Below are 20,878 nucleotides of genomic sequence, written 5' to 3'. Positions count from 1 at the left end.
GAGAACCTCGTCCCATTAAGGCAAAAAGCGCCTTTATGCGCCGAGAACCTCAGCCCTAGGGAGCTAAACAAGCCGCTTCTGCTTTTTTATCTACCAAAACATGCTTAAGCCTGTAAGTAAGGTTGTAATCAGCATCGAAAACAGCATAACGTAAACGACAACTTTTTGAGATTTTTTGCCCATAATATAACCTCCTTGTCTGTTACTTGTATTGTAGCTGGAACGCTTTTAAGGGGCAATAAAGATTTTGTTGTTCGAAATTCTCTGAAAACAAGGAGAAGTGACATGAAACAGCGAATTAAGAAAATATATGTCTAATTTTGCAATTCATGTACAACAAGGGGTGGAAGTCATGATTCAAAGAATTGATCATATTGGAATTGCAGTTCAATCTTTAGAGGAAGCGCTACCATTTTATACGAATGTGTTGAAGCTTCGATTGCTGGGAGTTGAAGAGGTAGTCTCGCAGCAAGTTAAGGTAGCTTTTCTAGAGTTGGGAGAAAGCAAATTAGAGCTGCTCGAACCTTTAAGCAAAGAAAGTCCGATTGCGACGTTTATTCATAAGCGTGGAGAGGGCATTCATCATGTGGCGCTAGGTGTGAACACAATTGCAGATAGAATTCAAGAGATGGAGCAAAATGGCATTCAAATGATTGATTCTTCTCCACGCATCGGTGCGGCGGGAGCGAGTATCGCCTTTATGCATCCAAAGTCTGCACATGGCGTTTTATATGAACTTTGCGAGAAAAAGGGGGGCGAAACACATGGTTGATATTTATGAAAAAATTAATGATTTATATGATAGAAAGCGAGAGATTGAGTTAGGCGGAGGAGACGCAAAGATTGAAAAGCAGCACGAAAAGGGCAAGCTGACAGCTCGTGAGCGCATTGATCTACTTGTAGATCCTGGTACGTTTATGGAATTAAATCCATTTATGGAGCATCGCTGCAGTGATTTTGGTCTGGGAGATAAGGCTGGTCCAGGAGATGGAGTAGTAACCGGATACGGTAAGATTAATGGGCGTCCTATATATGTGTTTTCACAGGATTTTACCGTGTTTGGAGGAGCACTTGGTGAAATGCATGCCAAAAAAATAGCGAATGTTATGGATTTGGCGGCGCAAAACGGGGCACCAATTATCGGGCTAAATGATTCTGGTGGTGCAAGAATTCAAGAAGGTGTATTATCCTTGGATGGTTATGGTCATATCTTTTACCGAAATGCTATCTATTCAGGTGTGGTCCCACAAATTTCAGTGATATTAGGACCTTGTGCTGGCGGTGCAGTGTATTCACCAGCTATCACTGATTTTGTAATTATGGTAGAAAAAACTAGCCAAATGTTTATTACTGGACCAAAAGTAATTGAGACAGTGACAGGAGAAAGTATTTCAGCCGAGGACCTTGGTGGTGCGAAGGTACATAACACAATTAGTGGAAATGCACATTTTGCAGCTACGGATGAGGAAAATGCTTTAGAGATTGTGCGAATGCTACTGAGTTACTTGCCGCAAAATTGCGAAGAACGTCCATTTATGTATGGTACACCTGATGAAGATGATTATCGCCCTGATTTAACGGATGTAATTCCATTTGATGCGGTTCGACCATATGATGTACGTCATGTCATTGATGGGGTTGTTGATGAAGGTTCTTTTTTTGAAATTCAAAAAAACTTTGCGAAAAATATTGTGACTGGCTTTGCAAGAGTAAAAGGAGAAGTGGTCGGTCTTGTTTGTAATCAGCCAAAGGTTATGGCTGGCAGCCTTGACATTGATTCGTCTGATAAGGCGGCGCGTTTTATTCGTTTATGCGACTCCTTTAACATCCCGCTAATTACGTTTGAGGATGTAACAGGATTTTTTCCAGGAGTCAAGCAAGAGCATGGTGGCATTATTCGTCACGGTGCAAAAATTCTATATGCCTATTCCGAGGCAACAGTTCCAAAAATTACCGTCATTTTACGTAAAGCGTATGGCGGGGCTTATGTGGCGTTAAACAGCAAGGCAATTGGTGCTGATGTGGTGTTTTCATGGCCGAATGCGGAAATTGCCGTAATGGGGCCACAAGGAGCAGTAAATGTCATTTTCGCCAAAGAGATTGAGAGCAGCGATAATCCGGAAGAAACAAGGGCGCGGCTCATTGAGGAATATCGTGAGAAATTTGCTAATCCGTATGTCGCAGCAAAGCATGGCATTGTTGATGATGTAATTGACCCTCGTGATACAAGAATCAAATTGATACAAGCACTCGACATGCTGCGCAATAAGAAGGAAGAGCGTCCGAAAAAAAAGCACGGCAATATCCCATTGTAATAAGGCGAGCGTCTATGCGCTCGCCTTTCGTAACTTTGATATAGTTCTGTTATAATGAAACTTGTACATAACAAGAAATAGAGGAGGCACATACATGATAAATCAAGAACGTTTAGTAAACGAATTTTTAGAGCTTGTTCAAGTTGATTCAGAAACAAAGCATGAAGCAGAAATTTGTAAAGTATTGAAGGAGAAATTTTCTGCGCTTGGCGTAGAGGTGTTTGAAGACGATACAACGGCACAAACTGGACATGGCGCAGGTAACTTAATTTGTACACTACCAGCCAAAGTAGAGGCGGATACCATCTACTTTACAGCTCACATGGATACGGTTGTGCCAGGGAAAGGAATTAAGCCGTCTATGCAAGAGGGCTATATTGTAACGGATGGTACAACGATTTTAGGAGCGGATGATAAAGCTGGCTTGGCAGCAATGCTAGAGGCAATTCGTGTACTAAAGGAAACCGATGCACCACATGGTAAAGTCGAGTTCATTATTACGGTTGGAGAAGAATCCGGTCTTGTTGGTGCAAAAGCACTCGATCGTTCTTTAATCACAGCCAAATATGGTTATGCGCTTGATAGCGATGGTAAAGTAGGGGACATTATCGTTGCGGCTCCAACACAAGCAAAACTAAAAACGATTATTCGGGGGAAGACTGCCCACGCTGGTGTAGCGCCCGAAAAAGGTGTCTCCGCAATCACAATTGCAGCAAAGGCGATTGCTAAAATGCCGCTTGGCCGTATTGATGAAGAAACAACTGCCAATATCGGGCGCTTTGAAGGCGGCACACAAACAAATATTGTATGCGATCATGTATTTATTTTGGCAGAAGCTCGTTCTTTAGTGGAAGAAAAAATGCTCGCACAGGTTGAAAAAATGAAAGCAGCATTTATCTCCACGGCAGAAGAGATGGGCGGGCAAGCTGAAGTCGATGTGGATGTTATGTATCCTGGTTTTAAATTTGCAGATGGAGATCATGTTGTAGAATTGGCGAAGCGTGCAATTACAGCTATCGGACGCACACCATCACTGCATCAAAGCGGGGGCGGAAGCGATGCGAATGTAATCGCAGGTCACGGTATTCCGACTGTTAACCTTGCAGTAGGGTATGAAGAAATTCATACAACAAACGAAAAAATGCCAGTTGAAGAGCTTGTAAAAACGGCAGAGCTTGTGGTGGCAATTATTCGTGAAACAGTGAAGTAATAGATAAAAAGGGGGTTCTAAAAGGTGGCGAAAACGGCTAATCTTTTAGGGCGCCCTTTTTAGTTACCTAATGACTAAAGCTGTAAAATGTTATTGCTTTTCGCGTATATATTGTAGCAAAACGGACCATACTGTATAATGGGAATGTATGTTCGTTTTGGAGGGATGGTATGGAAGCAAAAGAAATGTATCCGAAAAAAGGTCGCGTGATTTTGCATGTGGATATGAACTGCTTTTATGCGTCTGTTGAGGCAGTTAATGATTCTTCATTAAAAGGAAAGCCTCTTGCGATAGCTGGAAATGAAAAAGAGCGTAAGGGAATTATTGTGACATGTAGTTATGAAGCGCGTGCGCAAGGCGTTCGCGCTACTATGCCGCTTTGGGAAGCACGTCGGCTTTGTCCGGAGTTAATTGTAAAAAGACCAAATTTTGAATTGTACCGGTCTGCTTCTGCTGCATTTTTTACGCTCCTTTTACAGTTTACAGACAAAGTACAGCCCATTTCCATAGACGAAGGGTACTTAGACATTACAGAGTGCCATGAGCTTGGTACACCTCTTCAAATTGCGAAGACGATTCAGCAGGAAGTCATGCAACAATTGGGACTGCCGTGCAGTATTGGAGTTGCGCCTAATAAATTTCTTGCTAAAATGGCATCTGATATGAAAAAGCCACTTGGTATTACGGTGTTACGAAAGCGGGATATATCAGACATATTGTGGCCCAAACATGTGCTTCATATGCATGGCGTTGGGGAGAAAACGGCCGAAAAACTAAAGAGTGTTGGCATTGAATCGATCGGTGATCTTGCTCATGCACAAGATTATCTCCTTCGTCATATTTTGGGGGTCAATGGTCCTATATTAAAGCAAAAGGCAAATGGAATAGATAAACGACCTGTTGAAACACGCATACAAGCGAAAACAATTGGAAGTTCCAGGACATTGCCTATTGATACCGGCGAAGAAGCTGTGGTGTATAGCCTGCTAGAGGAGCTCGCAAGTATGGTGAATATCCGTTTACGAAAAAGAAACTTGATTACATATAATCTGCAGCTGACGATTAAATATCATAATCGGCGCATCACACATAAAAGTAGACAATTGTTAGAGCCTATTGAAACAACCTCTGATTTGTTTGCAGCCGCCTGTCGTTTATGGAGAGCGCATTGGAATGGTGAAGCTGTACGCCTTTTAGGAATAACCGCAACAGAGCTAGCTGATAAGGATAAAGAAGGAAAGCAATTGGATTTGTTTTCCTTTGAAGCAGATGCCAAAGAGGAGCCGCTTATGAATATAATCGCGACATTGCGTAATAAATATGGAGAAGGTGCAGTGCAACGAGGAATTCATACGTATAAAACGGGTGTAAAATAAATATAAATGCTTTTTCTATGAATACAACATTATAGATAATGAGGAAGTCTATACCAAACGTTATAAGACTAATGCAAGTCAGTTTGATACTTTACAACTTATAATATAAAGAAAATGGTTCTGGCGTTTTGTATTGCTAATAGGGCCCGCTTTCCGTAAGATAGTGGATAGATGTCGGAAAAGAGGTAAGAATTATGGATTTGGTTTTTTTAGGAACAGGAGCCGGTGTGCCGGCTAAGGGACGAAATGTTTCTGCAATCGCACTTCAGTTATTGGAAGAGCGCGGTGTGACGTGGTTGTTTGATTGTGGTGAGGCAACACAGCACCAAATTTTGTATACATCAGTAAAGCCGCGCCGCATTGAAAAAATATTTATTACACATTTACACGGTGATCATATTTTTGGGTTACCGGGTTTACTAGGAAGCCGTTCTTTTCAAGGTGGCGAAACACCGCTTACTGTATACGGTCCAAAAGGAATTCAGGAATTTATTGAAGTAGCGATGCGAGTGAGCACAACGCATGTAAAATATCCGATTCATGTGGTAGAGATTGAAGAAGAGGGTATTATATTTGAAGATGAACAATTCATTATTGAAGCAGGTAGATTGTCACATGGTATCGAATGCTTTGGGTATCGCATTATAGAAAAAGATATTGCGGGTCCGCTTCTTGTTGACAAATTGTTGGCTCTTGGCATCAAGCCTGGCCCAGCATTTAAATTATTGAAAGCTGGTCATAGTATTACACTAGAAGATGGTACACAATTACATGGAAAAGATTATGTCGGTGCACCGCAAAAAGGGCGCATTGTTACAATATTAGGAGATACGCGTTATTGCGAGACAAGTATCAGACTTGCGAAGAATGCGGATGTATTAGTTCATGAAGCAACCTTTGCGGCAGCGGAAGGGGAACAAGCATATAACTATTTTCATTCCACAACAGCACAGGCTGCTGAGGTAGCTAAAAAAGCGAGTGCGAGATGTTTAATTCTGACGCATATTAGTTCGCGTTATCAAGGAGAAGATAGTGAGAAGCTGCTGCAAGAAGCTCGTGATATTTTTCCATATACAGAGTTAGCAGAGGACCTCAAGCAATTTCTGATGACCAGATAAAAGACGATGCCATTGCATCGTCTTTTATTTTTTATTTAATAATTGTGTTAAGCCTTCACCAAGTTCCTGAGATCTCATGGTAGCACGAGTAATACAGCGAACGAGGATATTTTGAAAATCATGGTGTTCGAGCACACCAATACCAGCTTCTGTTGTCCCGCCTGGAGAAGTAATCTCTTTTCGTAGCACCGATGGATGCTTGGGTGTTTCCATTAACATCTCAGCTGCACCAATCATGGTTTGTAAAATCAAAGGCTTGGCAACGTTCTCACATAATCCAATTTGGGAAGCCGCTTTTTCCATAGCTTCTACTACATAATAAATATAGGCAGGACCACTACCTGATAATGCGGTGACAGCATGCATTTGCTCTTCTGTTACAACAGAAACTAGACCAATTTTTTCAAATATCGAAGTTGCAATTTCTATATGTACCCCGGTTGCATGAATGGACGGTGAGAGGACTGTTGCCGATTTTAAAATGGCTGCCGACGTATTTGGCATTGCTCGTATAATGGGATTGTTTTGTTCTAGCAGGTTTGTAAGAGACTCGGTAGATACGCCTGCCATTAAAGATATAATCAATTGCTCTTGATGAACATAATCTTTTATAGATTTTATCGCTTCTGCAGCATCCTTCGGTTTGACAGCTAAAATAACGATGTCTGCATCATTCATTAGCTCCTCTGTATCTTGTGTAAATGTGACACCATACATGGTTTGTAAATCTGCTAGTCTCCTACTATTATTTCGGTTGCTTACCATAATACTGCCGCCGTTCATGCTTTGAGTCAATCCGGCGATAATAGCCTCTGTAATAGAACCAGCCCCCACAAACGAAATTTTCTTCATAACATACGCCTCCTTTTTTACATAACAATTCGACCCCTACGGATATATACCTGTTATTTGTTTGAAAATAATGACAAAGCAAGGTGTGAGGTGTAAAATGAATGTACATTCATTTTTTGATGTGTATTGTGGATGATGAAGATGTATATGGAGGATTATTATGCAAATTCACTGCTTACCCCTACCGGTGCCGTTTGCAACGGAGACAGTTAATACCTACTTAATCAAAGGAGACACGCTCACGTTAATTGATACAGGTACAAAAACAGAAGCAACGCGACAAGCTCTCGTTCATCAACTAGCGCAATTCGGTTATGAGATCAAGGATATTGAAACAGTGGTGTTAACCCATCATCATGCCGACCATAGCGGATTACTCGGCGATTTCGGCGATCGAACAAATGTAGTGGGACATCCGCTGAATGAGCCGTGGATTACGCAGAATGCCGCATTTATTCAAAAATATGAACGTTTTTCGGCTTCACTTGCACGTGAGCTTGGTGTTCCGAAAGCATTTATTGAAAAAGGCCTTTCATTAACCAACACATTGAAGCTTGCATGCAAGCGTTCTTTAACTAGATCTGTATGCGAAGGAGATGAAATAGCAGAGTTACCTGGCTTTCGAGTCATTGAGACACCAGGGCATGCTTCTACTCATATCGCCCTATACAGAGAGCGAGACGGCATTATGATTGGGGGAGATGTTTTGCTGGCGCGCATTTCATCAAATCCTTTATTAGAACCTCCCTATGAGGACGGAGAACGAGAAAAGCCGTTACTGGCATATAATCAATCATTGCGTCGCTTAGCGGAGATGCCAATTTCACGCATTATGACAGGGCATGGTGAAGATGTAATTGAGGTGGGAAAGCTTGTGAGAGAGCGTTTGCAAAAACAACAAAAGCGTGCTGAGCAGGTGTTACAAATGTTAAAGGAAAGACCGATGACAGCTTTTGAAGTATGTCAGGCATTATTCCCTGGGATTTATCAAAAGCAATTGGCACTTACTATCTCTGAAACAGTTGGTCAATTGGATTTTTTAGAATATAATCAAAAAGTGAAAGTTGATTCAGTGTCCGGTGTATTGATTTATCAAAGTAGGTGATGTGAATGGAATTGAAAGGGAAAATAGCTGCTATTACCGGTGCATCCGGCGGTATTGGCGAACAATTGGCACGTTTGCTGGTGACAGAGGGCGCTACTGTTGTACTGTTAGCAAGACGTGAAGAAGAGTTGATGCGGGTTCGTCAGGAAATTGGTTCAGCATGCTATGTTTACAGATTGGATGTTAGTGACGAGAAGATGGTAGCAGATGTATTCACACGCATCTCACAAGAAGTCGGAGACGTTGATATTCTTGTGAATAATGCAGGCTTTGGTATATTTAAAACATTTGAAGAAGCCTCCTTGCAAGAAGTAAAAGCGATGTTTGATGTGAATGTATTTGGTTTGGTGGCTTGTACAAAAGCAGTGCTACCAGCGATGAAAAAAAGAAGTAGTGGACATATTGTAAATATTGCCTCGCTTGCAGGTAAAATTGCCACCCCTAAATCAAGTGCTTATTCGGCTACAAAGCATGCTGTTCTTGCTTTCTCCAACAGCCTGCGTATGGAACTGGCTACATCGGGCGTTTCGGTGACATCTGTTAATCCAGGACCAATTCGTACAGACTTCTTTAATATAGCTGATGAATCCGGTACCTATGTGAAAAGTGTAGAACGATATATGTTACGACCGGAATACGTAGCTGCTTGTATTGTAAAGGCAATCAAAATGAATAAACGGGAAATCAATTTACCCCGCTGGATGAGTGCGGGACCCCTTATGTTTGCGTTATTGCCGCGCGTGTTTGAAAAGTGGGCAGGAACGGCTTTAAACAAGAAATAATTATACAAAAGACTGAGACACTTTTTGTCGCAGTCTTTTTATTTTGTTAAAAATTCATATACAGCATCTTCAATCAGCTCGTGTAGATCATCACCAGTCCGCTGATATTCCTTCCAAATCTGATTTGCCAAGGTAGTACATTCTTCCTCCGATAAAGGCAAAGCATCTTTCTCACAATCATACTGATAAAAGCGAGCTTTTATCATCTTATGTAGCAGCAATCTATTCATACGTAAGCTCCTTGTATACTCCATAAAGCTAAGTGTCTGGTTATATCAATTAGGTATAGGCATACATATAGATTATGTACAACCTGTATAAATCCAGATATGACTAACTATCGTAGGTGATTGTAACATACATGTAAAGAGATAACAATGCATGAATCATGTGAAATTTTTTAGATTAAAAATTTATAAATATTTAATTGACTTAATAAATATACAATAATATAATCAGAATTAAATTTCGTTTGAAGCGGAGGTATATGATGAAAACAGCTATTATTGGAGCAACCGGATACGGGGGATTAGAGCTTATACGCCTGCTACAAAATCATCCTTACTTGGAGGGAGTATCATTACATGCATCTTCTGCAAACAGTGAACCACTGTTTCGTCAATATCCGCATTTGCAGCACATTATAGATAAAAACATAGAAGATATTCATATAGACCGCATTGCTTCCAAAGCAGAGCTTGTCTTTTTAGCGACGCCTCCAGGAGTAGCCAGATCTATTGTACCGCGCCTGCTCGCACATGGAATGAGAGTAATAGATTTATCAGGTGACTTTCGTCTTCGCGATCGACATACGTATGAAACGTGGTACAAACGCGAAGGAGGAGATGAATTGCACGGCGCGGTGTATGGATTATCAGAATGGCAACGAGATGCGATTACTAAGGCACAATTCATCTCAAATCCCGGTTGCTATGCAACAGCAGCTTTGTTACCAGCAGCTCCATTGATGAAGCAAGGGTTGGTTGATTCGTTAATTATAGATGCCAAATCAGGTGTTTCCGGTGCCGGTAAATCACCGACCACCATGACACATTTTCCAGAGATACAGGACAATATGAAAATATATAAAGTCAATGAGCATCAGCATATTCCAGAAATTGAACAGATGCTTGTGGAGTGGAACGAGGAAGCAAAGCCAATTACATTTAGTACACATCTTATCCCTATTACCAGGGGGATTATGGTGACGATGTATGCGCAAGCTAAGCGAGAAGTGACAACGCACTTTTTACAAGATTTATATAAGCAAAGTTATGAAGAGTCGCCTTTTGTTAGAATTCGAGAAATAGGAATGTATCCATCTCCTAAAGAAGTGTGTGGTTCTAATTATTGTGATATTGGTGTGGCATACGATGAACGAACCGGACGTATTACAGTGGTATCTGTTATTGATAATTTAATGAAGGGTGCTGCCGGGCAGGCGGTACAAAATGCAAATTTATCACTGGGGCTAGATGAGCAAACAGGTATTGGATTTGTTCCAATGTATCCATAAAGGAGGAAAAGAGATGATTGGTTTAACGGTAAACCCAGTAACAGGGGGGTCGGTTATAACACCGAAGGGATTTCAAGCAACCGGTGTACATGCAGGTATTCGAAAGGTACGTAAAGATTTGGGGATGATTTATTGTGAGGTGCCGGCTAGTTGTGCAGCCGTTTATACACAAAGTCGTTTTCAAGCAGCTCCTCTTAGGGTGACTCAGCAAAGCATTGCGGTTGCACATAAGCTACAGGCTATTGTTATAAATAGTGGTAACGCCAATGCTTGTACAGGTGTGCAAGGGGAAGAGGATGCTTATGAGATGCGATCATTGACTGCTAAACATTGTGGTATTGAGGACCATTTAGTAGCAGTAGCGTCAACTGGTGTAATCGGTGAAGTACTACCTATGGAAAAAATTAGAATGGGGATTACACAGTTAATGCCAGCGAGGTCTGTAGAGAAAGTTGATTCCTTTTATGAAGCAATTTTGACGACTGATCTTGTCACAAAGCGCGCGTGTTATCAAACAGTGATAGATGGTAAGACAGTTACAGTAGGAGGAGCGGCAAAAGGATCGGGTATGATTCATCCCAACATGGCTACGATGCTAGCGTTTGTTACAACAGATGCGGTCATTGAAAGCGATGTATTACAAAAAGCATTGTCAAGCATCACAAATCATACCTTTAATCAAATTACGGTAGATGGAGAAACATCTACAAATGACATGGTAATTGTTATGGCAAGCGGCTTAGCCGGTAATGAGTCCTTACACGAAGCGCATGCGGATTGGCCGCATTTTTATGAAGCGTTAAGAGAAGTATGCGAATCGCTTGCAAAGCAAATTGCAAAAGATGGTGAAGGAGCTACGAAACTAATTGAAGTGAATGTAGAGGGAGCGGTGTCTCCAAAAGATGCTCAAATTGCCGCAAAAAAGGTTGTTGGTTCAGCCTTAGTAAAAACAGCTGTGTACGGCGAAGATGCGAATTGGGGACGAATTATTGGTGCGCTCGGTCATAGTGATATTGTATTAAATCCCGCTACTATTGACATATATATAGGAGAATTTTGCGTGTTAAAGCAAAGTGAACCGCAAGTATTTTCTGAAGAAGCGGCAGCAAGGTATTTAGCAGGAGATACTATCGTTATTTATGTTGATTTGCATACGGGGACAGCCAAAGGTACGGCTTGGGGCTGTGACTTAAGTTACGATTATGTAAAGATCAATGCCAGCTATCGTACATAAGGAGGAGAGAGTTTGAAGGATATTATCGTAGTAAAGTGCGGCGGCAGTATACTTTCCCGTTTATCAGAAACGTTTTTTAGGAGTATAAAAGAATTACAGAAAACATGTGATGTTGTTATTGTACACGGAGGAGGACCAGAAATAGATGTGATGCTGAAAAGGCTGGGCATTGCTGTACATAAAAAATCCGGTTTACGCGTAACAACTGCCGAAGTTTTAGAAGTTGTACAAATGCAGCTTTGCGGTACTGTAAATAAAAACCTAGTAGCAACTTGCTCTGCATACGGTTTGCAAGCAGTGGGGTTATCCGGATGTGATGGAAATCTTCTGATTGCTGAGCCAATCGAAGAACTTGGTTTTGTTGGAGAAGTAGAGAGTGTGAATCGAGAGCTGATTCATCAGCTCTTGCAACAAGGATTTGTGCCAATCATTGCGCCAATCGGCATGAAAGATGGGCAGTTATACAACATTAACGGGGATACCGCTGCAGCTGCAGTAGCAGCTTCTTTACAGGCACGGCAGTTAGTATTCGTGACTGATGTGCCTGGAATTTTGTATCAAAACAATCTTGTGCAAGAAGCGGGAGAAACGTATGTACTGGAATTGATTGAAGCGGGTATTATTACAGGCGGCATGATTCCGAAAGTGCAGGCTGCACTTGCAGCTTTGGGGCGTGTGGATGAAGCGATGATTATTAATGGTTTACAAGATTTTATAAATGAAGCCGGTTATATAACTGGGACAAAAATTACGAAAAAAGTAGGTATAAAGTAATGACTCTATTTCCAACATATACACGGCGAAATCTTGAGATTATAGAAGCAAACGGTACGATTGTTCGTGATGCTACAGGTAAGACATATTTAGATTTTGTATCTGGAATTGCAGTATGCAATTTAGGTCATTGCCACCCAGTTGTGAAAGGTGCAATACAAGAGCAACTTCAGAAGGTGTGGCATGTGTCCAATCTGTTTCAAAATACGCTGCAAGAAGAAGTGGCTGAGCTTCTTGTTTCTAAAAGCGTTGGTGCATATGCTTTTTTTTGCAATAGCGGTGCGGAAGCAAATGAAGCTGCAATTAAACTGGCACGTAAATATACAGGGCGAACAAAAATTGTGACATTTCGCCAATCATTTCATGGCCGTACGTTTGCAACTATGAGTGCAACGGGTCAAGAGAAGATTCAAGAAGGATACGGTCCTATGTTAGAAACATTCGTATATGCACCTTTTAATGATATAGATGCTCTCCGGAATGTTGTAGATAATGATACCGCAGCTGTACTTGTCGAAGCTGTGCAGGGTGAGGGAGGGGTAATGGCTGCTGATATCGATTTTTTACGAGCGATAGAAACACTTTGCGAAAAGCACAATGCGCTGTTTATTGTAGATGAAGTGCAGACTGGAATAGGACGTACAGGCAAAGCCTTTGCTTATGAGCATGCCGCTGTTTCGCCGGATATCATTACGGTTGCTAAAGCATTGGGTAATGGAATACCTGTAGGTGCGATGATTGGAAAAGAAAAGCTCGCGACAGCATTTGGACCTGGCTCTCATGGTTCTACGTTTGGAGGGAATATGATTGCAATGGCAGCGGCAAAGGCTGTAATGCAAGTGGTGTTTCAAGAGGAATTTTTAGAAGGGGTAGCAAACAAAGGACTGTATTTTTCGTCCTTGTTACAGCAGAAATTAGAAAATATCCCTGGCGTTGTGGAAGTGCGCGGACAGGGGTTAATGATTGGTATTGTATGCGGAAAAGCAGTCAATAACATTATTGAGCAAGTACAGGAGAAAGGTTTATTGGTGTTGCAGGCAGGACCGAATGTACTGCGTTTACTACCGCCTCTAACCGTTACCATAGAAGAATTAGAAAAAGCCGCTGTCATTCTAGAGCATGTGCTACAAGCAGCACTATGTACAAAATAAGGAGGGTATAATATGTTGCAATCTCTTTCAAATATACAGAAAAAAGATGTACTGTCGTTAGAAGAAATGAGTTCTTCAGAAGTAAAGGAGTTAATTCAATATGCAATAACCTTAAAAACGCAACATCAACGAGGGCAGAATATTCCTCTTTTAGCAGGTAAAATCCTTGGTATGATTTTTGATAAACATTCAACGCGTACGCGTGTATCGTTTGAAGCTGGTATGGTTCAGCTTGGTGGCCATGGTATGTTTTTAAATGGAAAAGAGTTGCAACTTGGCCGCGGTGAAAGTATTGAAGACACTGCCAAAGTATTATCACAGTATGTAGATGCCATCATGATTCGTACATTTAGTCATGATACAGTGGTGACATTAGCTAAGCATGCGACTGTGCCTGTTATTAACGGTTTGACAGATTACCATCACCCATGCCAGGCTTTGGCTGATTTAATGACAATCTATGAAGTGAAAGGGACATTTGAAGATGTGAAACTAGCATATGTGGGCGATGGCAATAATGTGTGTCATTCATTGATGCTTGCTTGTGCAAAGGTTGGAATGCATATTGCGATAGCTTGTCCGGCGGGGCATTTACCGAAGCACGAAATTCTCCAATCTGCTCAAAGTATTGCAGCTTCGGTAGGGGGGAGAATAGAAGTATATCATGATCCTTGTTTGGCTGTTCAAGATGCCGATTTTATTTATACAGATGTCTGGACCAGTATGGGGCAAGAGGAAGAAATATCTGAGCGTTTGGCTACGTTTCAACCGTATCAAGTCAATGAAGAATTGATACAATATGCAAGTGAGACGTATCATTTTTTACACTGCTTGCCTGCACATCGCGGAGAAGAAGTAACCGCCTCTATCATTGACGGAACGCACTCACTGGTATTCGAACAAGCTGGAAATCGTCTACATGCACAAAAGGCGTTGCTTGTTAGTTTACTACAATAATAAGAAGTAAAGATTCTACTCAAATAGCATAAAAGGATAGCTAGAATGTTTATCTTAAATAAACATAAGAAGTACAATCCAACATTTTCTTGCGATAGACATAAGATAGCAGAAGAATATGTTGAGGAGGATGTTTATGATAAGGTATTGGCAACCGTGCTATCCAATCTTACTTCCAGGGGCTTTGTATAATACGCAAAGCTACTACAGGATGCGACAAGTCATTGGACCAAGAGAACCATATTTACGAACGTGGCCGTATTCTAATGTATATTATGGTAATTATTTTGAGGCGTAGATAGAGCAAAACCTTATTGTCAACAATAAGGTTTTTTGTTGTGTAAGGAAACACCATGCATTTCATTAAGTATGTTTGTTAAAGTAGTTACTAAAGAAAATACATATATTTTACAGAAAATTTATATAATTACAGAAAATTAAATTGACCCTAATAGACAAAATTCGATAAAATGTATGTCGTAGTACCAGTTTATTTGTAAAATCGGTTTAATACAAAATTGCGATAATAATGTATACATACATTATTAAGGGGGAGCACATGTTGAAGAAAGTAATGAGCAAAAAGATGGCAAGCGCAGCACTGGCTATGGGCGTTATCATTCCGCAAATGATGCCGACTATTTCTTATGCTGTGGAAGATACAAATGTGGTAAAGCTTCGCATTCTTGAAACGTCCGATATTCACGTTCACCTTGCTGACTATGATTATTATCAGACAAAGCAAGATCCTAAAGTAGGGCTTGCAAGAACAGCAAGTTTAATTAAGCAAGCACGCACAGAAGTAGATAACACGCTTTTATTTGACAACGGTGATGCAATACAGGGAAATCCGCTTGGTGATTATATTTATAAAGAAAAGAAAGTCGACAATCCAAATTATGTACATCCCGTGTACCGTGTGATGAATCTTTTGAAATATGATGCGGCAACTGTAGGTAACCATGAATTTAACTATGGTTTGGACTTTTTTGATAAAGCCCGTGATAACGCAGAGTTCCCAATACTGAACGCAAATGTATATATCAATGATAAAGACAATAACCCTGAAAACGATAAGAATTATTTTACTCCATACAAAATCATGGAAAAGAAAGTGAAAGACAGCAACGGGCAAGAACAAACAATTAAGGTCGGTGTAATCGGATTTGTTCCTCCGCAAGTTATGCAATGGGACAAGGCGAATTTACAAGATAAAGTAATTGCAAAAGATATTGTAGAATCTGCAAAGAAATTTGTACCGCAAATGAAGCAGGAAGGTGCGGATGTAATCGTCGTACTTTCACACTCCGGCATGGGAGATCCAAAGACTTATAAAGTAGGCGAAGAAAATGTATCTGCTTACTTAGCACAAAATGTACCTGGAATCGATGCTGTTTTAACGGGACATTCGCATGATAGAAAAGCAGAAATTATCAACGGAGTAGCCGTGACAATGCCAAGTAGTTTTGGATCTGCTTTAGGTGTAATTGATCTGGAGTTAAAGCAAGTAGAAGGTAAATGGACAGTCGACAAAACTGCTTCTAAAGCAGCACTTCGCGATATCACAGCGCCTACAGCACCACAAACAGCAGATCAGGACGTATTAAATACTATTAAAGAGGAGCATGAAGGCACAATTGCTTATGTAAATGAAAAAGTCGGCGAAACAACTACGCCAATCAATAGTTATTTTGCCCTTGTACAAGATGACCCATCTGTACAGCTCGTTACCAATGCGCAAAAAGAATATGTGGAAAAATGGTTGAAGCAGCCGGAGAATGCCAAGTATCAAAACATTCCAGTATTATCAGCAGGAGCACCATTTAAAGCGGGCGGGCGGAATGGCGCAGCTTACTACACAGATATCGCTGCCGGAACGCTTGCTATTAAAAATATGGCTGATTTATATGTATATCCGAATACAGTGAATGCTGTATTGTTGACGGGTGCAGATGTTAAGGAATGGCTGGAAATGTCTGCAGGGCAATTTAATCAGTTGGATGTAACAAAGGCAGAGGCACAAAACCTGATTAATAATGAATTCCGTACGTATAACTTTGATATATTAGACGGTGTACAATATGAAATTGATGTAACGCAACCGGCTAAGTATGATACAAAAGGTAAGACAGTTAATCCGAATGCAAGTCGTATTAAGAATCTTACATTTAACGGCAAGCCTGTTACGGCTGATCAAAAGTTTATTGTTGCGACCAATAACTATCGCGGGGCAAATGCCGGAAACTCTGGAAACGAAGATAAGTTCCCTGGTGTAAGAAATGCAGAGCTGATTTTACAAGCGCCAGATGAAAATAGACAAATTATTGTTGATTATATTAAGAAAAAAGGTAAAATTGATCCGGCAGCGGATGGAAACTGGTCTTTTGCTCCAATTGATACGGATTTGAAAGTCACCTTCCAATCGTCTCCGAACGCACAAAAGTATTTGGGTGCTGCAAAAGGTGTTACGTATATTGGTGAAGATGTGGACGGATTTGCAAAGTATGCCCTGACTTTAACAAAAGACACATCTAAACCAAGTGAGCCACCAACTACACCTCCGACAACAGAAACCCCGGCAGACGGGAATGGAGCAGCGCCGGTAGTAACAAACCCTGCAAACCCAGTCTCAGCACCTGTTACAGGACCAAAATCGACAGGTACTTTGCCTGATACAGCTACAAATATGTTTGGTATGCTTGCTGCGGGTGTAGCTGCAGTTGGAGCAGGAGCGTTTGGCTTGCTCAGAAGACGTAAAAAGTAATATAAAAGGTGCAGAGAGAGTTCTGCACCTTTTCCGGATTGTTAGGGGGAGTGTGAAGGAAAAATGAGAACTATCATTGCAGGTTTGTTATTGTTAGTGGGTCTTGTATTGGTAGGGTTTAGTGTATGGGAGATTACAGATGTTGCAAAAGAACAAGACAGGGCAATGGAAGAAGCTACAAAAACAATAACGGAAACAAAAGAAAAGGTATCAAGAGATACATTTCAGCCGCTGGAAAATCAAACAATCGGTATTTTACGTATTCCTAAAATTGATGCCCAGTTACCAATTGTAGAAGGTACCAGCCCTGAAGACTTAAAAAAAGGCGTGGGGCATTACAAAACGACAGCGTTTCCAGGTGATGGTAAACAGATTTTGTTATCAGGTCATCGAGACACCGTATTTCGAAAATTTGGTGAGCTGAAGAAGGGTGATGAGTTTATTGTGGAGCTTCCATATGGAACATTTCATTACAAGATGGATACTGCACGCATTGTACCTGCTGATGACACAAGTGTGATTGGCAGTGTACAGGACGAGGTACTCAATCTATCGACTTGTTATCCATTCGGATTTATTGGATCAGCCCCTGACCGATACATTATATATGCTTATCCTTTTGAAAAGCAGTCCTGAAAAGGACTGCTTTTATACATAGTTATCCCTTAAAATGTACAAAATGGTAAATAAACAAAGGTAAAGAAGGGGCATGTGATGAAACAATCAGGAGCGATTCCAGCAGCTAAAACATTTGAAGCGTACTTGGTGATTTTTGCTGTTATTGGTGCCCAAACAGGAATTGGTCTTGCCGTGTTCCAAAGGTTTGTTTATTTACACGCTAAGCAAGATGCGATTTTTGCGGTGGTATTAGCAGGCTTATACGCACATTTTACTATGTTTGTCATCATTCGTACCCTTCAGCGCTTTAAGGATAAAGATATATACGATATTCATCGGCTGGTATTCGGTAAATGGTTGGGTAGCTTTTTGAATCTCGCAGCTATGTTATATTGTTGTTATTCAGTGCTTATGGTGACAGTCACATACTTTGAAATTTTAACGACATATATGTTTCCCGAGATTCCAAACTGGTTTGTTAGCGGTATACTTATGATTTTGTCTATATATACAATTCTAGGAGGAATACGTGTTGTTATGGGATTATGCTTTTATAGTGTAATCCTCTCTTCCACAGTGTTATTTGTTCTGTATCAGCTTTTTCCGTATTGTGAGCTGGAAAACTTTTTGCCGTTATTTGAAGTACCGCTGTCTAAAATGCTCCGAGCGGTGTATGAGATGTCTCTTTCTTTAGCTGGGTTTGAAGGAATTTACTTTTACTATCCCTATATTCAAAATAGGGAAAAAGTTCAAAAATACGGTCAAATTGGTGTGTTTTTAACAAATATGGCATTTCTCTTTTTGATTATTTTAGCAATTGGCTTTTTCGGAGGACAAGAAATTATTAAATCTGCTTGGCCTACGCTCAGTATGTATAAAGTAGTCAAGTTTCCTTTTTTTGAGCAATATCAAGTTATAGTGCTGTGCGTGTTTATGTTAGCAATTCTACCCATTATTGCAATATACTTGTGGGGGTTAACAAAGGGCATAAAGAAACATATGCCTATCTCACAAAAAACAGCTCTATATGTCGTTGCGGTTATATTATTTCTGTGCGCGCTATGGTTTCAAACTAGAAGTCAAGTTTATACTGCGGGACTATACTTTAATAAAACAGCTTTCTATATTGTGTTTGTCTATCCTTATATTTTATTTGTATCTACATGGATTGCTGCAAAAAGAAAGCAAAAAAAAGAGCGCGCTACATCGTAGCATGCTCTCTTTTTGTAATCCGTGTAATACCAATGTTAGCAAAACCAGTTATGATTGTAATGACTGGACATAGTAAGCAGAAGAACGCAAAAGGTGCATATTGCACAGTTGGTACTTGGAGAATCCCAGATAAAAACACGCCGCTGACTCCCCACGGCACAAGCGGATTAACTACAGTACCGGCATCTTCTAAAACGCGTGATAGATTCTTACGCTCTAAACCAAGTTTATCAAAGTGACCTGCAAATGTTTGACCAGGTAATATAATAGATAAGTATTGCTCACCGATTAAGAAGTTTACACCAATTGCGGTAAGAGCGGTTGATGCAATCAGTTTACCTGTCGTTTGAACAAATTGAGCCAATGCTCCCATAAGCTGTTCAATTATTCCAAGTGCTTGAAGTAATCCTCCCATACCAAGCGCAAGAAAGATAAGTGCAGCAGATGAAAGCATGCTTTCCAAACCACCTCTTGTTAATAAGCGGTCAATGTTTTCTACACCGGTTTCAGATTTAAAGCCTGACTGCATGATTTGGATGAGATCAGCAGGTGATGTATGGGGTGCTGAAGCAAAAAGGATAATAATACCTGCTACAATACCTGCTAGCAACGATGGAATTGCCGGAACCTTTTTAAAACCCACTAAGAATAAAACTAAGACTGGAAGTAAAGTCAACCATGAGATATGAGCATGTGCATGTAATGTACTTATAAAAGAAGTAGTGTTAGCTGCTTTTGTTGGTTCCGTTTCTAAAGCTAGAAATAATATCACAGTAACCACAAAGGCTGGTATCGTCGTCCACATCATATTGCGAATATGTGCAAACATATCGACCGCAGATATGGCGGGTGCCAAGTTTGTTGTATCAGATAAAGGTGACATTTTATCACCGAAGAATGCGCCTGAAACGATTGCGCCTGCAACTAAAGCTGGATTATATCCCAGTGCTTCCCCAATCCCTAAAAATGCAAGGCCGACAGTCGCTGCTGTTGTAAAGGCGCTACCGATACTTGTGCCCACAATCGCACAAACAACAAAAACGGTTACTAAGAAGAAGCGTGTACTGAATAATTCAAAACCAAACACCATCAAGGTTGGTATTGTGCCTGACGCAATCCATACCGCAATTAAAATACCGACAAGTAAAAAGATAAAAATAGACGGAATGCCAGCCGATATACCTTGGCGCATTCCTTGCTCCATTGTACTCCAAGAGATGCGCTTGAAAAAACCAAAAGCAAGTAAAATCATAATTCCTGCTAAAATCGGGATATGAGGAGCAGCTTTAAGAGCAATCACACCTACCCCAATCAATATAAATAATCCAAATGTAAGCCAAATGGCTTGTAGTCTTGTTATCATCATCATTCTCCTCTTTTTGTATGGTTAACGTATCATAAGTATGTCGATAGGGAGAGAGCGTCGATATCGGACAATCCCTCCTGTATGACCGTGTAGCATATAAACCTCTCTCCTTTCATAAAAAAACGCCCCTGCTCTAAAAGCAGGGGCGAAAGTATCGCGGTACCACCCTAACGTTATGATTTCAAATGAAAATCATCTTAACATGATAACGGAAAAAAATCCGTTCTTCGCTACTCACGAAGAAAGCTCAAGGAGTGTAATTCGTCTCTCATCTTGCACTGATTCGCACCAACCATCAGCTCTCTGTCGTCATAAATGAAAAACTACTGAATTCCTGTCATAGCCGTGTTATAAAAATGGTTCTGTTAAAGTTCGTTGTTGATTTCCGTTATGGGGGTTCGCTTTCTGCGGGTGGCCAGGGAGCCTCTTCGGCGCTATGCGCCTACGGGTTCTCCCTTTGACTCGCTTTTTCTGCAGGAGTCTCACCCCCTGCACTCCCATCAACAAGTACAAATGCTTAACATTAGG

The 20,878-nt window shown here is 40.8% G+C and carries 20 protein-coding genes and 1 other annotated feature; of the genes, 16 read left to right on the top strand and 4 right to left on the bottom strand.

What is annotated here, in order from left to right; genetic code table 11:
* Positions 1-90 precede the first annotated feature (90 nt).
* Positions 91-183, bottom strand: coding sequence for a stressosome-associated protein Prli42 (gene prli42 / locus MUG87_RS07330; protein ID WP_247086844.1), 93 nt, complete (start codon positions 181-183; stop codon positions 91-93).
* A 169-nt stretch (positions 184-352) separates the two neighbouring features.
* Between prli42 and mce the strand changes: the two genes are divergently transcribed.
* From mce to rnz, 5 genes are all read left to right on the top strand, one after another.
* Positions 353-772: a methylmalonyl-CoA epimerase gene (mce, locus tag MUG87_RS07325; RefSeq protein ID WP_247086843.1), complete on the top strand. Its 420-nt coding sequence runs from the start codon at positions 353-355 to the stop codon at positions 770-772.
* Entirely contained in the window at positions 765-2,315 is a 1,551-nt protein-coding gene (locus tag MUG87_RS07320) for an acyl-CoA carboxylase subunit beta (protein ID WP_247086842.1), read from the top strand. Before mce ends, MUG87_RS07320 begins: the two co-directional genes overlap by 8 nt.
* 94 nt (positions 2,316-2,409) lie before the next feature.
* The gene (locus MUG87_RS07315) at positions 2,410-3,525 is read left to right on the top strand and encodes a M20/M25/M40 family metallo-hydrolase (protein WP_247086841.1); all 1,116 of its coding nucleotides are present in this window, start codon (positions 2,410-2,412) and stop codon (positions 3,523-3,525) included.
* 170 nt (positions 3,526-3,695) lie between these two features.
* On the top strand, positions 3,696-4,901 hold the full coding sequence (locus tag MUG87_RS07310; RefSeq protein ID WP_247086840.1) for a DNA polymerase IV: 1,206 nt from the start codon (positions 3,696-3,698) through the stop codon (positions 4,899-4,901).
* Between the two features lie 194 nt (positions 4,902-5,095).
* On the top strand, positions 5,096-6,019 hold the full coding sequence (rnz, locus tag MUG87_RS07305) for a ribonuclease Z (RefSeq protein ID WP_247086839.1): 924 nt from the start codon (positions 5,096-5,098) through the stop codon (positions 6,017-6,019).
* Positions 6,020-6,043: 24 nt separating this feature from the next.
* On the opposite strand, the gene proI is transcribed toward rnz, so the two are convergent.
* Positions 6,044-6,871 (bottom strand): pyrroline-5-carboxylate reductase ProI, encoded by an 828-nt coding sequence (proI, locus tag MUG87_RS07300; protein WP_247086838.1) that lies wholly within the window; start codon positions 6,869-6,871, stop codon positions 6,044-6,046.
* 157 nt (positions 6,872-7,028) lie between these two features.
* On the opposite strand from proI, the gene MUG87_RS07295 reads away from it, so the two are divergent.
* Together MUG87_RS07295 and MUG87_RS07290 are read left to right on the top strand one after the other, a co-directional pair.
* Positions 7,029-7,976 (top strand): MBL fold metallo-hydrolase, encoded by a 948-nt coding sequence (locus MUG87_RS07295; protein ID WP_247087574.1) that lies wholly within the window; start codon positions 7,029-7,031, stop codon positions 7,974-7,976.
* A 5-nt stretch (positions 7,977-7,981) separates the two neighbouring features.
* Positions 7,982-8,758, top strand: a complete 777-nt coding sequence (locus MUG87_RS07290; RefSeq protein WP_247086837.1) for an SDR family NAD(P)-dependent oxidoreductase — start codon at positions 7,982-7,984, stop codon at positions 8,756-8,758.
* A 38-nt stretch (positions 8,759-8,796) separates the two neighbouring features.
* Here the strand turns inward: MUG87_RS07290 and MUG87_RS07285 are convergent, their stop codons facing one another.
* On the bottom strand, positions 8,797-8,988 hold the full coding sequence (locus MUG87_RS07285; protein ID WP_247086836.1) for a YqzH family protein: 192 nt from the start codon (positions 8,986-8,988) through the stop codon (positions 8,797-8,799).
* A gap of 260 nt (positions 8,989-9,248) precedes the next feature.
* Between MUG87_RS07285 and argC the strand changes: the two genes are divergently transcribed.
* The 9 genes from argC to MUG87_RS07240 all read left to right on the top strand — a co-directional run bounded on the left by argC (position 9,249) and on the right by MUG87_RS07240 (position 18,984).
* Positions 9,249-10,274: an N-acetyl-gamma-glutamyl-phosphate reductase gene (gene argC, locus MUG87_RS07280; protein WP_247087572.1), complete on the top strand. Its 1,026-nt coding sequence runs from the start codon at positions 9,249-9,251 to the stop codon at positions 10,272-10,274.
* 13 nt (positions 10,275-10,287) lie between these two features.
* Positions 10,288-11,508, top strand: a complete 1,221-nt coding sequence (argJ, locus tag MUG87_RS07275; RefSeq protein WP_247086835.1) for a bifunctional ornithine acetyltransferase/N-acetylglutamate synthase — start codon at positions 10,288-10,290, stop codon at positions 11,506-11,508.
* A gap of 12 nt (positions 11,509-11,520) precedes the next feature.
* Positions 11,521-12,282 (top strand): acetylglutamate kinase, encoded by a 762-nt coding sequence (argB, locus tag MUG87_RS07270; RefSeq protein ID WP_247086834.1) that lies wholly within the window; start codon positions 11,521-11,523, stop codon positions 12,280-12,282.
* A complete protein-coding gene (locus tag MUG87_RS07265) occupies positions 12,282-13,433 on the top strand; it encodes an acetylornithine transaminase (RefSeq protein WP_247086833.1) in 1,152 nt (383 codons plus the stop codon). Before argB ends, MUG87_RS07265 begins: the two co-directional genes overlap by 1 nt.
* A 12-nt stretch (positions 13,434-13,445) precedes the next feature.
* The gene (argF, locus tag MUG87_RS07260; protein ID WP_247086832.1) at positions 13,446-14,390 is read left to right on the top strand and encodes an ornithine carbamoyltransferase; all 945 of its coding nucleotides are present in this window, start codon (positions 13,446-13,448) and stop codon (positions 14,388-14,390) included.
* A gap of 136 nt (positions 14,391-14,526) precedes the next feature.
* Complete coding sequence (locus MUG87_RS07255; RefSeq protein WP_247086831.1) at positions 14,527-14,688, top strand: hypothetical protein; 162 nt, start codon at positions 14,527-14,529, stop codon at positions 14,686-14,688.
* 264 nt (positions 14,689-14,952) lie between these two features.
* Positions 14,953-17,154, top strand: coding sequence for a bifunctional 2',3'-cyclic-nucleotide 2'-phosphodiesterase/3'-nucleotidase (locus MUG87_RS07250; protein ID WP_247087570.1), 2,202 nt, complete (start codon positions 14,953-14,955; stop codon positions 17,152-17,154).
* Between the two features lie 63 nt (positions 17,155-17,217).
* Entirely contained in the window at positions 17,218-17,790 is a 573-nt protein-coding gene (locus tag MUG87_RS07245; RefSeq protein ID WP_247086830.1) for a class D sortase, read from the top strand.
* A 78-nt stretch (positions 17,791-17,868) separates the two neighbouring features.
* Positions 17,869-18,984 carry a GerAB/ArcD/ProY family transporter gene (locus tag MUG87_RS07240; protein WP_247086829.1) on the top strand — a complete coding sequence of 372 codons (1,116 nt, stop codon included), beginning with the start codon at positions 17,869-17,871 and terminating at the stop codon, positions 18,982-18,984.
* Here MUG87_RS07240 and nhaC read toward each other — a convergent pair.
* Positions 18,974-20,347, bottom strand: a complete 1,374-nt coding sequence (gene nhaC / locus MUG87_RS07235) for a Na+/H+ antiporter NhaC (RefSeq protein ID WP_247087568.1) — start codon at positions 20,345-20,347, stop codon at positions 18,974-18,976. The genes MUG87_RS07240 and nhaC overlap by 11 nt on opposite strands.
* A gap of 141 nt (positions 20,348-20,488) precedes the next feature.
* Positions 20,489-20,700 (bottom strand) — a binding site (T-box leader).
* Positions 20,701-20,878 lie beyond the last annotated feature (178 nt).

The sequence above is a fragment of the Ectobacillus sp. JY-23 genome, assembly GCF_023022965.1.
Taxonomy (GTDB): Bacteria; Bacillota; Bacilli; order Bacillales; family Bacillaceae_G; genus Ectobacillus.
The sequence above is the reverse complement of the archived record's forward strand: the minus strand, read 5'-3'. Positions and strand labels throughout refer to the sequence as shown.

Bases quoted from the DNA above. Each gene is read 5' to 3' on its own strand.
- prli42 (WP_247086844.1), bottom strand. From the start codon at position 183: ATGGGCAAAAAATCTCAAAAAGTTGTCGTTTACGTTATGCTGTTTTCG.
- mce (WP_247086843.1), top strand. From the start codon at position 353: ATGATTCAAAGAATTGATCATATTGGAATTGCAGTTCAATCTTTAGAG.
- MUG87_RS07320 (WP_247086842.1), top strand. From the start codon at position 765: ATGGTTGATATTTATGAAAAAATTAATGATTTATATGATAGAAAGCGA.
- MUG87_RS07315 (WP_247086841.1), top strand. From the start codon at position 2,410: ATGATAAATCAAGAACGTTTAGTAAACGAATTTTTAGAGCTTGTTCAA.
- MUG87_RS07310 (WP_247086840.1), top strand. From the start codon at position 3,696: ATGGAAGCAAAAGAAATGTATCCGAAAAAAGGTCGCGTGATTTTGCAT.
- rnz (WP_247086839.1), top strand. From the start codon at position 5,096: ATGGATTTGGTTTTTTTAGGAACAGGAGCCGGTGTGCCGGCTAAGGGA.
- proI (WP_247086838.1), bottom strand. From the start codon at position 6,871: ATGAAGAAAATTTCGTTTGTGGGGGCTGGTTCTATTACAGAGGCTATT.
- MUG87_RS07290 (WP_247086837.1), top strand. From the start codon at position 7,982: ATGGAATTGAAAGGGAAAATAGCTGCTATTACCGGTGCATCCGGCGGT.
- MUG87_RS07285 (WP_247086836.1), bottom strand. From the start codon at position 8,988: ATGAATAGATTGCTGCTACATAAGATGATAAAAGCTCGCTTTTATCAG.
- argC (WP_247087572.1), top strand. From the start codon at position 9,249: ATGAAAACAGCTATTATTGGAGCAACCGGATACGGGGGATTAGAGCTT.
- argJ (WP_247086835.1), top strand. From the start codon at position 10,288: ATGATTGGTTTAACGGTAAACCCAGTAACAGGGGGGTCGGTTATAACA.
- MUG87_RS07265 (WP_247086833.1), top strand. From the start codon at position 12,282: ATGACTCTATTTCCAACATATACACGGCGAAATCTTGAGATTATAGAA.
- argF (WP_247086832.1), top strand. From the start codon at position 13,446: ATGTTGCAATCTCTTTCAAATATACAGAAAAAAGATGTACTGTCGTTA.
- MUG87_RS07255 (WP_247086831.1), top strand. From the start codon at position 14,527: ATGATAAGGTATTGGCAACCGTGCTATCCAATCTTACTTCCAGGGGCT.
- MUG87_RS07245 (WP_247086830.1), top strand. From the start codon at position 17,218: ATGAGAACTATCATTGCAGGTTTGTTATTGTTAGTGGGTCTTGTATTG.
- MUG87_RS07240 (WP_247086829.1), top strand. From the start codon at position 17,869: ATGAAACAATCAGGAGCGATTCCAGCAGCTAAAACATTTGAAGCGTAC.
- nhaC (WP_247087568.1), bottom strand. From the start codon at position 20,347: ATGATAACAAGACTACAAGCCATTTGGCTTACATTTGGATTATTTATA.